This is a genomic window from Thalassobellus citreus (assembly GCF_044385915.1).
Lineage (GTDB): Bacteria > Bacteroidota > Bacteroidia > Flavobacteriales > Flavobacteriaceae > Thalassobellus > Thalassobellus citreus.
Genome location: NZ_JBISCC010000125.1, coordinates 488,272 through 502,518, shown reverse-complemented (window position 1 = coordinate 502,518; position 14,247 = coordinate 488,272). Strand labels below are relative to the sequence as shown.

9 protein-coding genes are annotated in these 14,247 nt (G+C 32.1%); 5 read left to right on the top strand and 4 right to left on the bottom strand.

Annotated features, from left to right (window positions below):
- The first annotated feature begins 306 nt into the window (after nt 1–306).
- Nucleotides 307–4,971, top strand: a complete 4,665-nt coding sequence (locus tag ACH5TX_RS12500; RefSeq protein WP_439339832.1) for a DUF8693 domain-containing protein — start codon at nt 307–309, stop codon at nt 4,969–4,971.
- Nucleotides 4,972–5,288: 317 nt separating this feature from the next.
- Here the strand turns inward: ACH5TX_RS12500 and ACH5TX_RS12495 are convergent, their stop codons facing one another.
- Entirely contained in the window at nt 5,289–5,975 is a 687-nt protein-coding gene (locus tag ACH5TX_RS12495; protein WP_439339831.1) for a DUF6090 family protein, read from the bottom strand.
- Nucleotides 5,976–6,218: 243 nt separating this feature from the next.
- Nucleotides 6,219–7,847 (bottom strand): L-glutamate gamma-semialdehyde dehydrogenase, encoded by a 1,629-nt coding sequence (pruA, locus tag ACH5TX_RS12490; protein ID WP_439339830.1) that lies wholly within the window; start codon nt 7,845–7,847, stop codon nt 6,219–6,221.
- A gap of 150 nt (nt 7,848–7,997) precedes the next feature.
- Here pruA and ACH5TX_RS12485 point away from each other — a divergent pair, with 150 nt between their 5' ends.
- Complete coding sequence (locus ACH5TX_RS12485) at nt 7,998–8,723, top strand: NRDE family protein (protein WP_439339829.1); 726 nt, start codon at nt 7,998–8,000, stop codon at nt 8,721–8,723.
- Nucleotides 8,716–9,708, top strand: coding sequence for a DUF6695 family protein (locus ACH5TX_RS12480; RefSeq protein ID WP_439339828.1), 993 nt, complete (start codon nt 8,716–8,718; stop codon nt 9,706–9,708). Before ACH5TX_RS12485 ends, ACH5TX_RS12480 begins: the two co-directional genes overlap by 8 nt.
- A 37-nt stretch (nt 9,709–9,745) precedes the next feature.
- Here ACH5TX_RS12480 and apaG read toward each other — a convergent pair whose 3' ends face one another.
- Together apaG and ACH5TX_RS12470 are read right to left on the bottom strand one after the other, a co-directional pair.
- On the bottom strand, nt 9,746–10,132 hold the full coding sequence (apaG, locus tag ACH5TX_RS12475) for a Co2+/Mg2+ efflux facilitator ApaG/CorD (RefSeq protein WP_439339827.1): 387 nt from the start codon (nt 10,130–10,132) through the stop codon (nt 9,746–9,748).
- 118 nt (nt 10,133–10,250) lie between these two features.
- Entirely contained in the window at nt 10,251–11,501 is a 1,251-nt protein-coding gene (locus ACH5TX_RS12470; protein ID WP_439339826.1) for a type IX secretion system plug protein, read from the bottom strand.
- 167 nt (nt 11,502–11,668) lie between these two features.
- Between ACH5TX_RS12470 and ACH5TX_RS12465 the strand changes: the two genes are divergently transcribed.
- Both ACH5TX_RS12465 and ACH5TX_RS12460 read left to right on the top strand, forming a co-directional pair.
- Entirely contained in the window at nt 11,669–13,021 is a 1,353-nt protein-coding gene (locus tag ACH5TX_RS12465) for a Na(+)-translocating NADH-quinone reductase subunit A (RefSeq protein ID WP_439339825.1), read from the top strand.
- Nucleotides 13,021–14,247, top strand: coding sequence for an NADH:ubiquinone reductase (Na(+)-transporting) subunit B (locus ACH5TX_RS12460; protein ID WP_439339824.1), 1,227 nt, complete (start codon nt 13,021–13,023; stop codon nt 14,245–14,247). The genes ACH5TX_RS12465 and ACH5TX_RS12460 overlap by 1 nt, the downstream gene beginning before the upstream one ends.

Sequence of the window (14,247 nt, the reverse complement as noted above, 5' to 3'; positions counted from 1 at the left end):
ATGTTTACTAAAAAGATTTTTTTAAATTAAATTTTTATCTAATAGAATTTAAGTTTTTTTTTTTTTTTTTTTTTTTTTTTTTTTTTTTTTTTTTTTGTCGAAAAAATAATCTTTCAAAAAAATATATTTTGTAGTATTTATTGTAAAAAACCGATTAAAAATGCTTTTAATCGGTTTTTTTTAGCGTTTTATCGTTTGAAATTGAAATTTTATTTTATTTTTGTCCGGTATTTTGCTATTAAATAATAAATGAAAAGACTCTCAATCTTAAATTTGCTCTTTTATAAGAGTATATTCTTAATTTTTATGCTAAGCTTTACTGAGGCCTTTTCTCAAACGGCAGACTTTAGAGTGCAGCATGTTCAAGATGATGTTTCTCGTTCTGGTGGAACAAATACAAGTTTTTCTGCAGTTAGCTCTTTAAATAACACTATTGAATTGGCTAACAATAATAGAAAAACACATGCTGGGTCTCCAACTAATGGAGGGAATAGACCTGGTGATGATATGGCTGGTGCTAGACAATTAACTAATACCAATACTTTAACATATTATAGAGAAGCTAATTCTAATAATAGAGATATGCGATTCAATACTTCAATATGGGAGTATATTGGACCAGCAAATGGGGGTAATGAAATTATTGTTAGAGGAAGGTATGCTATTGATTTAAATGGAACTAATAATAGTGTTGCACAAGCTGTTTCAGGAATAGCTAATGCAAATAAATGTATACCTTTTATAACAGGTATTATGAATAATGCAACAGCACAAGATGCAGATTCGGCAACAGCTGTTGCTTATTTAGAAAGCGCAACAACTTTACGAGTTCAAAAAGGATCTAATGGAAATAATGTAAGGGTCTATATTACTTTGGTTGAATTTACAGGGAGTAATTGGACTGTTTTGCATGGTGATTCTGGAAACGTAAGTTCAGATTCTGGTACAATTACTTTAAGAGAAGGATCCGATGGTGCTGGAACAGCTACGAATGTATCTTCATGGGATGAAGCTGTGATTTTTAGCCAATTTAGAGCAGATATTAACGCTAGTGGCGCTAATGATGCTATTTCAGATTTATGGCCAGTAACCGATCCAGGGAATAATAATCAAAGAGTCGATTGGACATTTAGAAGTGCAGGTCATGATTCAGCTGGAACAAATAGGCATTTTGTACATGTTTTAGTTAATACAGGTTTAAATGTAACACGCTTTCAAAATACATCTAGCGGTGCTGGAGAGCGAATAGTTAATATAGCATCAGCTGGATTATCAGATATTAATCAAGCGCTTATTGTAGGGGCTTCTTCATCTTCAGGAAACGGTACAGCCTATGGTAGAGGGTGGAGAAATTATTATTTAAAATCTACAACACAAGCAGCGCATTGGGCACACCGAAGTGGGAATTCAATGTCTCATGAAATTCAAATAATTGATTTAAGTGGATTACAGACTACTTATGTAGGTCCAGAAATATATGTAGAGGGAAATGGAATAGGTATTCCAGATGGAAATACTATAATTTCTTTAGCAGATGATACCGATTTTGGTGGAGTTGAAGCAACAGGTAGTACATCAGCATCTCATACTTTTGTAATTCAAAATTTAGGTACAGCAGATTTAACATTAAGTGGTGCTAGTCCTTATATAACAATAACAGGGGCTACTGCCGATTTTACATTAACAGCTACTCCAAGTCAAACAATTGTAGCTGGAGGAAGTACTACATTTACAATTACTTACGATCCTACAACTTCTGGTACACATACAGCAATAATATCTATAGCTAACGATGATACTGATGAGGATCCTTATACTTTTCTTGTACAAGGTCAAGGTGAATATTGTGCATCTAATGGAAGTACATTGTTTGATACAAGTGTTACTTATGTAGAATTTAATACCATTAGTAATGCAGATATAATAAAGGATAATTCTTCTGAGGACTTTACCAATATATCTACGAATGTATACAAAGGTGCAGTACATGATTTAATTGTAAATGTTAATACAGATGGGGCAAATACTATTTATACCAATGTCTGGATAGATTGGAATAATGACGGAGATTACGATGATGTTGGAGAGGAGTATGATATGGGGACTGCAACCAATGTTGTTAATGGAGCTACATCAAATTCACCTTTATCAATTATTGTTCCAACATACGCCGAAATTGGATCTACAGGAATGCGTGTGGCTACAAAGTTTGCAGGATATCCATCAAGTTGTGAAGCAGGGTTTAATGGTGAAGTTGAAAATTATACAGTTAATATTATTGATTATTTAATTGATTTTGATGGTATAGATGAGCATATAGATTTTGGTGATAATCATGATTTAACAGGTGCATTTTCGTTAGAATCTTGGGTTTATGAAGAAAACACAGTTGCTACAGGAACAATATTGTCAAAAGGAAATATTGATGCTGGTTTAAAAACAGGATATCATTTAAGTTTAAAAAATAGTTTCCCCAATTTAATATGGTATGATAATTCAAATAATGAAGTTTTAAATATAACGTCTCCGTATGCTATACCAAACAATGAATGGCACCATATTGCTGTAACTTATGATGGTGCTGTTGTTACTATGTATATTGATGGTATTGAGGTGGTTTCAGTGTCTCCTTCGTCTGCACCTCTTAATAATTCTCAAAGTTTTAAAATTGGAGCAGATTTAGAAAACTTCTCAACAACACCTTTAGAAATAAATTATTTTGATGGTGCTATACAAGAAGTTCGTATTTGGGATGTTGCTTTAACAGAAGCTCAAATTAGAGAAATGATGAATCAGCACATAGAGCAAAACGCCGCAAGTGTTCAAGGTTCTATAACGAAAACAACTGTTTCTGGTGGGGTATTATGGGCCAATTTATTAGGGTGTTATCCATTAGATTCTAATACAGCCTTTGATAGTTCTAGCTATAATATTGAGGGAATACCACAAAATATCGATTCATCTCAAATTACTTCTGCTCCGCTTCCTTATGAAACAGATGGAGATAGTAGTTGGGATACTAGTACAACTTGGTTAAATAATAATGATATATATATTCCAAATACAGTTGGTATTGATGGAACAACAGTTATAGATTGGAATATTGTTGAATTAACAAATGATGTTAACTCAGGTAGTAGAGATATTTATTTAAACGGATTAATTTCATTGGTAGGTACACTAACTATAGATGGAACTACTAATATGGTTACGGGTACAGGAACAGGTCAGAGTTTAACAATTAGTCATTATTTAGAATTAGATGGTGTTATAGATTTAGATGGCGAGTCACAATTAATACAATTAGAAGGTAGTATTGTTGATGCTGATAGTGGAGGTGTTATAACGCGTGATCAACAAGGGACAGCAAATGCATTTAATTATAATTATTGGTCATCTTCTGTTGGTCCAATAGGAGGTGATACACAAACTAGAGGTAATGGAGTGTCTGCTACTAATGCAAATTATACTATTTCTGGAATTCTGAATGATGGAACAAACGCTTCTGCTTATCAAAATATACTTTTTAACACAGCTCCTACTTCAGGTGGAGGTATTCCGCCCCCAGGTTTAGCTAGAACAATTAGTACCTACTGGTTATATAAATTTTATGGTGAAGCAGATGATTATAATTCTTGGGCTAAGATAGATGAAGTGTCATCCCTACTTCCTGGGGAAGGTTTTACTATGAAAGGTACATTAGAAGGTGTTTCTGTTTCAGATATGCAAAATTATGTATTTGAAGGTTTACCTAATAATGGAGATATAGCGTTACCGTTGAATAAAATATCTGGTACAGGTGATGTTGAAAGGTTAATAGGGAATCCATATCCTTCAGCTATTGATGCAACCCAATTTATCTTAGATAATATAAGTATTGCAGATGGTGGAAATAATACTAATGGTACCGTTATTAATGGGGCATTGTATTTTTGGGATCATTTTGGGCAAGAAAACTCACACTATTTAAGTGGTTATGTTGGTGGTTATGCTACCAGAAATCTAACTGGAGGAGCTGTAGCTATTTCTACAGATAGTAGAATTAATGATAATCTGTCTGCTGGTGTCAAAGTTCCTGGGCAATATATTGCAGTAAATCAAGGCTTTTTTGTGTCTACAGCTTTAGATGGTTTTAATGATAATAATGGAACTCCAATTTTAACTGTTGATGGTGGTGATGTTGTATTTAAAAATAGTCAACGTGTGTTTGCTATTGAAAACACATCAACATCTTTGTTTTTTAAATCTTCGAATACTAAAAAGGATAAAAGCAATGTAAAAGCAGGTATAAATGAAACACCTACTATAAAATTAATGTATAATTCTCCTTTAGGATATCATAGGCAAATAGTAGTTGGGCTTAAAGAGAAAGCATCAAATGGATTTGATTTAGGATATGATGCTTTTATGGTTGATGTAAGTGAAGAAGATATGTATTGGACATTTAATAACAATCCATTTGTTATTCAAGGCGTTAATAATTTCGAAGAATCTCAAGAACTTGCTTTAGGAGTGATTGTTAAAACATCTGGATTAGCTTCTATTAAAATTGATGCTCTAGAAAATATTGATGCTAATAAATCAATTTATATTAGTGATGCTATTACAGGCGAAGTTTCGGAAATTAATAACAAGCCTTTTGAAATTTATTTAGAAGCAGGGACTTATAATGATAGATTTAAGCTTGTTTTTCAAAAAAACGACCAATTCTTACAGGTTGATGATCTTGAAAATAGTAATAATATTTTAGTGTATTTTGATTCAAAAGTATCGCATTTAAACATCGTTAATAAAAATAACATGTATTTGTCTCGTGCAAAATTATATAATATTTTAGGACAAAGTATTATAGATTTCGATATCGATTCAACATCAGATATAGCTATACCTTTATCTGTTAAAACAGGTGCTTATATTATTAAGTTAGAAACCGAAAACGGCATAGTAAGTAGAAAAATAATTATTGAGTAAGCTTAGGTGTTGTGTTTCTTAGCAGTTATTTATAATTGTTTATAGATCGTTAATCTGTTAATGTAAAATTGGGCGTTACCCTATCGGGTCAGGCTTTTCGCTACAAGTCCTCATTCTTAAATAGTTGTGGGCTTTTCTCTGTAATCCTTAACGCGGAAAAGACTAATAGTTCGACTATTTATTTTCAGGTTCGTTTAACGGTTTCGGTCATGAACAGTTGCGTAGGTTAGTACGGACCATGATAAGCAGAAAATTCTGCAGTAATTTTCAGAACGAGCCCGTAATAGCAATTGTTTATAGCCATTGTTGTGCTTGCGTTATTTATTTAGATGTGAATCTATCAGTGCAATAATTTCCTTAGCCTTTTTTTTATAATCTCTTAAATGACCAAAATAAATCTTATAGTATAGTAAATGAAATTCTGTTACTCGATTTCTATAATCCCATGAATTAAGTGCATACGTAATGAATTCATCTCCAATAATACCATTATAATAATCACCAAACCATGACATATTGTTTTTGTAGTAAATAATGTCTTCTCTATGGTGTAATAAAAGATCATCAATATCCACCTTGAGTTCATTGTCAAAGTAGGCATAAAAATTTATAATAATTTGGGGTAGGCTGTCGTTTTTTGTATTTATAAATTGACTTAAATCTTCAAGAAGATCTAGGCCATGTTTTTGCATTGTATAATCTGGGTACCCATCTAATATTGTTCCACATTTATTGCAATTTATATAGTCTTCATAAGTCATACTTTTATTCATCACTTTTATAAAAATCTCTTCCCTTGGATTCATTATGTTAAAACTGTTCTCTATAGCCGTAATATCTTGTTCCAGGTCCTTCTTAATAATACTATAGATATTATTTAGAGTGTCCTCTTTTTTGTTATTCTCATTCCAATTATTAATAGAAAGAGCAATTAAAATTCCAATTACAACAAGGAGAATTTCACCAATGGCGTATTTCAGATACTTTCCAGTTTTGTTTTCCATAAGTAAGTTTTGGCGAATTTTTCTAAAAAATTTTATCATTGGTTAACGGTTTCTGATAATGAAGCACAACGACGTTGATATGAAATCGTTTTAATGTTTTATATCATACGTTAAACGAAGATAGATGAAAATTTTTATAAAGTCAAATAGATTAATTAACCTTCATTAAACAAAAACAGGCACCAATATTATTGGTACCTGTTTTTAAATTATTATAAGATTCCTTTTTTCAAAGGAATTAATCTATTCTCCTAAAAATGGATAACGATAATCTGTTGGCGTTACAAATGTTTCTTTAATCATTCTAGGAGATACCCAACGTAATAAGTTTTGTGGACTACCAGCTTTATCATTTGTTCCAGAAGCTCGTGCGCCACCAAAAGGTTGTTGTCCTACAACAGCACCAGTTGGTTTATCGTTTATATAGAAGTTTCCAGCACAGTTTTGTAAAGCTTCAGTTGCTTGTGTAATTGCATATCTGTCTTTCGATAAAATAGCACCTGTTAATGCATATTCGCTCGTTTCATCAACAAGTTTTAGTGTTTCCGCGTAAGCGTCATCTTCATATACGTATATAGTAATTACAGGACCAAATAACTCAGTACACATGGTTGTGTATTTAGGATTTGTAGTAAGAATAACTGTAGGTTCAATAAAATATCCTTTGCTTTTATCGTAACCGCCACCAATAATAATTTCGGCATCGCTATCTGCTCTAGCTTGATCTATATATTTAGCTAATTTATCAAAAGAACCTTCATGAATTACGGCTGTAATAAAGTTACTCATATCTTCAGGAGAACCCATTTTTAAAGACTTCACATCTTCAATAACAAAGTTTTTTACCTCGTTCCAAATACCTTTTGGAATGTAAGCTCTAGAAGCAGCACTACATTTCTGACCTTGAAATTCAAAAGCTCCACGAATAATAGCTGTTGCAACTTGTTTAGGGTTAGCCGATTTGTGGGCTACAATAAAATCTTTACCACCAGTTTCTCCAACAATTCTAGGATACGTTTTATAGTTATGAATATTGTTTCCTATTTGTTTCCAAAGTTCTTTAAAAATGAATGTAGAACCTGTAAAATGTAATCCAGAAAAATCTGGACTAGCCATAACGGTGTTGGTAATCATGACAGGATCTCCAAAAACAACATTTATAACACCTGGAGGTACACCAGCTTCTTCAAAAATATCCATAATAACTTTAGCAGAATATACCTGACTATCGCTAGGTTTCCAAACAACTACATTACCCATTAATGCCATACAAGCAGGTAAATTTCCAGCAATAGCTGTAAAGTTAAATGGAGAGACAGCGTATGTAAAACCTTCAAGTGGACGGTATTCAATACGGTTCCAAGCATCATTTGTGCTTTCTGGTTGTTCCATGTAAATGTCAGTCATAAACTGTACATTAAAACGTAAAAAATCTATAAACTCGCAAGCCGCATCAATTTCTGCTTGATGAATAGTTTTAGATTGCGCCATCATAGTTGCAGCGTTAATTTTTGCTCTGTAAGGACCTGCAATTAATTCTGCAGCTTTTAAAAATATAGCAGCACGTTGTTCCCAAGGCATTAAACTCCACGATTTTCTTGCTTCTAAGGCAGTAGAAATAGCGTCGTCTATATGTTTTTGTTCTGCAATATGATAGGTTCCAACCACATGTTGATGATCGTGTGGAGGCGACATTGTTCTAGTGTTTCCAGTTTTTATGTCTTCACCATTTATATATAAAGGAACATCGATTTTGCTGTTATACATATCTTTATATGCTTTTAGTACAGCATCACGTTCTGGAGTTCCCGGAGCATAACTTTTAATAGGTTCGTTTACGGCAATTGGTACGTTAAAAAAGCCTTTTCCCATGATATTTGATTTTTCGTTATTGAATATTCAGTAAATAGGGTGCAAATTTACGAATTTTCAAATGATTTATATCTCGAACATTTATTAAATGCGCGTTAAATTTTATTTATTTTTTGTAAGTTGCTAAACGGTTTTAAGACTACATTTTTTATGTGTACAGTAACTATTATTCCTAAAGGTAAAAATGATTTTATTTTAACTTCTAATAGAGATGAAGCTCCAAATAGAATATCATTAACTCCAGACCTTTACAACGTTGAAAATACAACCTTGTTATTTCCTAAAGATGAATTGTCTGGTGGTACTTGGATTGGTGTTAGTGAAAAAAATAGATTGATTTGTGTGCTTAATGGTGGATTTGAAAAACATGAGCGCAAAGAAACTTATAGAATGAGTCGAGGCGTAGTTGCTAAAGAGTTTATGTTAGCTGATTCTATTTTAAAAACGGTTGAGGTTTATGATTTTGATAATATTGAACCATTTACAATTGTTATTGCCGATTGGAATGATACTTTAAAATTCTATGAATTGGTTTGGGGTGGTGAACAAAAATATTTTAGAGAATTACCTTTAGAACCTAAAATTTGGTCCTCTTCTACTTTGTATAACGTTGCCATGAGAAAAGAGCGTTTACAATGGTTCGAGGATTTTAAAACTGAAAATGCTTTAAATGCAAGTTCTATATTAAAGTTTCATAAAACGGCAGGGAATGGTAATGATGATTATGGTGTTGTTATGAATCGTGGATTTGTAAAAACAACAAGTATCACACAGGTTAAAAAACAAGGTGATGCTATAGAAATGCATTATGATAGCCTTCAAGATAATTTAGTTACTTCAAAAACATTAAATATACCCCAAATAGTAAATGAATAGTACTGGAATTATTTTAACCCTGGCTTACCCAGATACTATTGTTATGGTTTCTGAAGAATGGTTTTCTCCGTTTTTACGCTTTCTAGGTGTTGGTAAAAAGAATTATTTACGAGCAGGACATGCGGCCTTGGTGTTAATTAATAAAGAAACAGGTGTTTTAGAATATCATGATTTTGGACGATACATAACACCAGAACCTACAGGAAGAGTTAGAGGGAGCGATACCGATAGCGAATTACATTTTCCTGTAAAAGCAGAAATAGAAAACAATACGATTAAAAATTTAGATGCTATTTTAGAGTTTTTAGCAACGCATCCTAAATTAACACATGGCGATGGGAAATTAGTTGCTTCAGTTTGTAATGCGGTTAATTATGAAAAAGCACGTACGCATATTACCAATATGCAAAACAAACATTTTATAAGGTATGCTGCTTTTATAAAAGATGCTTGTAATTGTGCGCGTTTTGTAACCGATACATTGATTGCTTCGGTAACCGATTTAAAGATGAAAAAAAATCTAGAAAACTCTAAATGGTTTACACCTAGTACTGTTGGTAACGTATTATTGTCAAATACAGAAGCTCATCCTTTTGAAGTGTCTGAAACTGGTAATATTTCAGAGTTTAAAGGCTCTCAGAAAAGTGAAAACCTGCGTTGTTTTTTAGATAAACTTAAAGATCATAAACCTTGTTTTATTGGTACATTAGAATCAAAACCTGTTGATGGTTTACATGAAAAAGCACAATGGTTATCTGGTATTGCTGCAGGAGCTTGGTTTGAGTTGCACAAAACAGAGCATAATGTAGAATATCATTTTAAACGCATTTCACCTTATGGAAATATTGATATACAAGACAAGTTTGTGATAGATGATGCTGCTTTTAATTACGATTTAGAATTTCAATTTGTACATTATTCTAATTGTAAATTCTTTCATGTAAAGCAGAATGGGAAAGTTTTTAGGTTTGAGCGAAAAGTTTAGTTTTTCTTTTTAGATCTAAATAATATCTTCAGAAAAATTAATTTATAGCAAACTTAGCACTCAGCTTGAATGTTGGAATGGTAACTTCAAAGTTTTTGGTAGTGGTAAAGTTTACCATATTATAATGCCCTTGCATAGCGCCAAAAGGTGACGTTAATAAACAACCAGAGGTATAAGTGTGAGATTCGCCAGGGTTTAATACTGGTTTTTTACCAATAACACCTTCACCAGAAACAATTTCTACATTGTTTAAAGCATCTAGTATTTCCCAGTGGCGTGCGTTAAGTTGTACAGAGTCTTTGCTTTGGTTTTCTATAGTTACAGTATAGGCAAAGGCGTATTGTATTTTATAATTTTTATAAAATGAGCCTTCGTAGTTGGTTTCTACCGAAATTTTTATTCCACTGGTAACTTGTTGAACCATTATTAGTTATAATATGTGTAATATGTTTACGTGTGCTAAAATAATAAATATTAAGTGGTTAGTACTAAAAAAGGATGTGTTTACTCTATAAATTAGTTGAAATGCAAAAACATCTAGGTTAATTTGTGATATTAATAGAATTACCTTCTCCTATTCCTATAATTTTATCGTAGCGTGCTCCTAAATCTCTATAATAGATAATGACTTTGTAATTGTTTTCGGTTTGGTAATAGTTGCCACTAATAGCACCTTCATCAAAGGTGTTATCGCTATTTACTACAATATATTTGTAATTGTAAAACCCTTGTTTTAATAATAAGGCATTTTTAAAAATATTTTCCGCTTCATAATACGTCATTTTTGTACTTTCATCAATAGTGTAATTGTTGAAGTTTCCGTAGATATGTACGCTCTTGTCTTTTAAATAATCGTTTCCCACTAAGGAAAAATGCATCCAAACATAATCTGATTCTATACTTGGGTCGTCGGCATCAACATTGGTTATAACATAATTACCATTAATATCTGGGTTGTATGTATAGGGTTTGTTTATTCGCTCTATATTAGTAAACAGGTAATTATGGTATAAATCTTTTAAATCTATAAATTGAACTCCAGTGTTAGCGGCACGTACATCTTTGTTTTCAAAATATAAATATTCGTTACCTCCCCAAAAACTAGTTTCGTTATCGTATTTATAAATAAGCTGATTTCCAATGGTGTAAAGCGGTTTTATGTTTGAGATTGCCGTGTTTAAATTGTTGTTTTGAACAATTAGTGCTTTTACCGTTTGTTTAGGGTTGTTAAATTGCATGCTTTCAGATGCAACAATAATATCAACACGTTGTTTTTCTTGAATATATTCAATGTTTCTAGTGCGTTTTATATTAACTCCAACATTAACTTTGTCTTCATAAATCATAAATTTTCTTGAGAAAACTAATTCATCATCATTATTGTAAATAGATAACATATAGTTACCGGATACTTTTAACCTTTTTGTTTGTGCATTTGGAATGGTTAATTTGTAATGAGAATATATTTGATAGGTATTATATGAATTCTCGTAATTTCTAATACGTTGGTTGTCAAAACCATCTAAAAATTCAGATTTCATTAAAACAGAAGGTGTCCAATCGTAATTATAATGTTCAATTTTATAATAGTAATCATCTTCATCTCCATTTAAAGCGTCGAATTCGAGAATAACATATTCTCCTAATTTTAAAATTGGTAATTGAGTTTCGGGAGTGTTGCCTTTAAAATTGATGGTTTTTATATATTCTGGAGGAGCTACTTCTTCAATTTGAGAAAACCCTAAAAGAGAAAAAAGAAACAGATATATGGTGTATTTGATATTTTTTAACATGTAATTATCAATTTTTAAGTAAATATATACAATTTTTATGCCTTATTAGTATTTGTTTATTTAGAATGAATACAAATAATAAACTAGAAATAACATTTTCTTTTTTTACTGAAGAAATTTGTATTTTTGCCCCGATTTTTAGACAACTAATTTCAATAAAAATAAATATGTCAAACGACATTCGTATTAAAAAAGGTCTGGACATTAAACTTAAGGGTGAAGCTGAAAAAGTCGTTGAACAAGCGATTATTAGTAACTACTGCACCATAAGGCCAGAAGATTTTCACAGCGTTATTCCAAAACTTGTTGCAAAAGAGGGTACTTCAGTAAAAGCTGGAGACACTTTGTTTTTCGATAAATCTCAAGAATCGGTTAAGTTTTCTTCACCAGTTTCAGGGAAAGTAATTGAAGTACAGCGTGGACCAAAAAGACGTATTGATGCTATTAAAATTGAAGCAGATAAAACACAATCTTATGTAGATTATGGTGCTTTTAATTTAGAGACATCAAAACCAGAAGACATTAAAGCACATTTATTAGCATCTGGCTGTTGGCCATTTGTTAAACAACGTCCTTATGATGTAATTGCCAATCCAGAAAAATCGCCAAAAGCGATATTTGTCTCTGGTTATGCAAGCGCTCCTTTAGCAGCCGATTTAGATTTTACTCTAAAAGGTAAAGAAGAAGCATTGCAAGCAGCGGTTACAGCTTTAAGTAAATTGACTGAAGGTAAACTGCATATTGCTGTTGGAAGTTCTAATTCTCCACTTGCTGGTTTATCTGGAGCTACAACGCATAAAGTTTCAGGACCGCACCCTTCAGGTAATGTTGGTACACTAATTAATAAAGTAGACCCAATAAATAAAGGTGAAGTTGTTTGGACAGTTAATGCTCAAGATCTTGTTATTATTGGTGAATTATTATTAACAGGAAAGTTTAATGCTGAGCGTACAGTTGCTCTAGTGGGTTCTTCTGTTGAAAAACCAAGATACTTTGTTACTAAAATAGGAAGCGAAATTTCGACTCTTATTTATGATAAAGGTGTAGCTAAAGATGGTAACGATCGTATAATTTCTGGTAATGTATTAACAGGGAAACAAGTAAAGCCAGATGGTAATTTAGATTATTACAGTAATGTAGTTTCTGTAATTCCTGAAGGTGATGATTATGAGTTTTTTGGTTGGACTAAACCTGTGTTTAATAAGGTCTCTACATCAAGAGCAATGACTTTTTCTTGGTTAAATCCTAAAAAGAAATACGATTTAAATACCAATACAAATGGTGAGCATCGTGCTTTTGTTACAACTGGGACATATGAAGAAGTTTTTCCTTTAGATATTTATCCTATGCAAATTTTAAAAGCTTGTATGTATAAAGATTTAGATGAAATGGAAGCTTTAGGAATGTACGAAGTAGCACCTGAAGATTTTGCATTAACAGAATTTGTATGTGTGTCTAAACAACCGCATCAAAAAATAATTAGAGAAGGATTAGACTTAATGCTTAAAGAGATAGGATAATGGGTTTAAAAGAGAATTTACATAATTTTAAGGAAAAGAATAAAGACAAAAAGTGGTTGCCAGCATTTTCTGCAATCCACACGTTTTTATACTTGCCAAATGAGACCACACATAATGGAACTCATATAAAAGCAGCCGATGATTTAAAGCGTACCATGAATACCGTTATTATGGCAATGGTACCTTGTTTAATTTTCGGAATGTTTAATGCTGGATACCAACATAATGTTCAGATTGGAGATATTCAAGCAATAACTGCAGGATTCTTTAGTCCAGAATTTTGGTCTATGGATAACTTCTTAATTGGTTTTTGGAAAATATTACCGTTAGTTATTGTGTCTTACGGAGTTGGTTTAGGAATTGAATTCATATTCGCTATTATTAATCAGCACGAAGTAGAAGAAGGGTATTTAGTAACAGGAATGTTAGTGCCTTTAATTGTACCAGTAGATATTCCATTATGGATGCTTGCAGTAGCAGTAGTCTTTGGTGTTGTTATTGGTAAAGAAGTTTTTGGAGGAACAGGAATGAATATTTTAAATCCTGCTTTAACTATTAGAGCCTTTTTATTCTTTGCATATCCAACTTGGATGTCTGGAGATAAAGTATGGGTTGAAGGCGCTGTAGCTCAAGATAAACTTATTGCTGCTGGACAAAATTTAGATGCTATTTCTGGTGAAACTATATTAGGAACATTAGCGCAAGGAAAAGAGATGGCTTATTCTGTCTCTGATATGTTTTTAGGATTTATACCTGGTTCTGTTGGAGAAACATCCACACTACTTATCTTATTAGGAGGTTTGTTTTTAATCTTCTCTAAAATTGGAAGCTGGAGAATCATGTTATCTTCTGCTCTTGGAGCTTTAGTAATGGGATTAATTTTTAATCAAATTGTTGATGCTGGAATTATTACTGAAAGTAGTAAGTTTTACGGATTAATGAGTACGACGTTTTGGCATCATTTACTTATTGGTGGTTTTGCTTTTGGTACCGTGTTTATGGCTACCGATCCTGTTACAGCATCTCAAACTACTAAAGGAAAATGGATTTACGGATTTTTAGTAGGATTTATATCTATATTAATTAGAGTCTTTAATCCTGCATATCCAGAAGGTGTTATGCTAGCTATTCTATTAATGAATGTGTTTGCACCTACAATTGACCATTATGTGGTTCAAGGAAATGTGAAGAAAAGAATGAAACGTTTAAAAGTTAAAACGGCTTAA

Bases quoted from the DNA above. Each gene is read 5' to 3' on its own strand.
- ACH5TX_RS12495 (WP_439339831.1), bottom strand. From the start codon at position 5,975: ATGGAAAACAAAACTGGAAAGTATCTGAAATACGCCATTGGTGAAATT.
- ACH5TX_RS12500 (WP_439339832.1), top strand. From the start codon at position 307: ATGCTAAGCTTTACTGAGGCCTTTTCTCAAACGGCAGACTTTAGAGTG.
- apaG (WP_439339827.1), bottom strand. From the start codon at position 10,132: ATGGTTCAACAAGTTACCAGTGGAATAAAAATTTCGGTAGAAACCAAC.
- ACH5TX_RS12465 (WP_439339825.1), top strand. From the start codon at position 11,669: ATGTCAAACGACATTCGTATTAAAAAAGGTCTGGACATTAAACTTAAG.
- pruA (WP_439339830.1), bottom strand. From the start codon at position 7,847: ATGGGAAAAGGCTTTTTTAACGTACCAATTGCCGTAAACGAACCTATT.
- ACH5TX_RS12460 (WP_439339824.1), top strand. From the start codon at position 13,021: ATGGGTTTAAAAGAGAATTTACATAATTTTAAGGAAAAGAATAAAGAC.
- ACH5TX_RS12480 (WP_439339828.1), top strand. From the start codon at position 8,716: ATGAATAGTACTGGAATTATTTTAACCCTGGCTTACCCAGATACTATT.
- ACH5TX_RS12470 (WP_439339826.1), bottom strand. From the start codon at position 11,501: ATGTTAAAAAATATCAAATACACCATATATCTGTTTCTTTTTTCTCTT.
- ACH5TX_RS12485 (WP_439339829.1), top strand. From the start codon at position 7,998: ATGTGTACAGTAACTATTATTCCTAAAGGTAAAAATGATTTTATTTTA.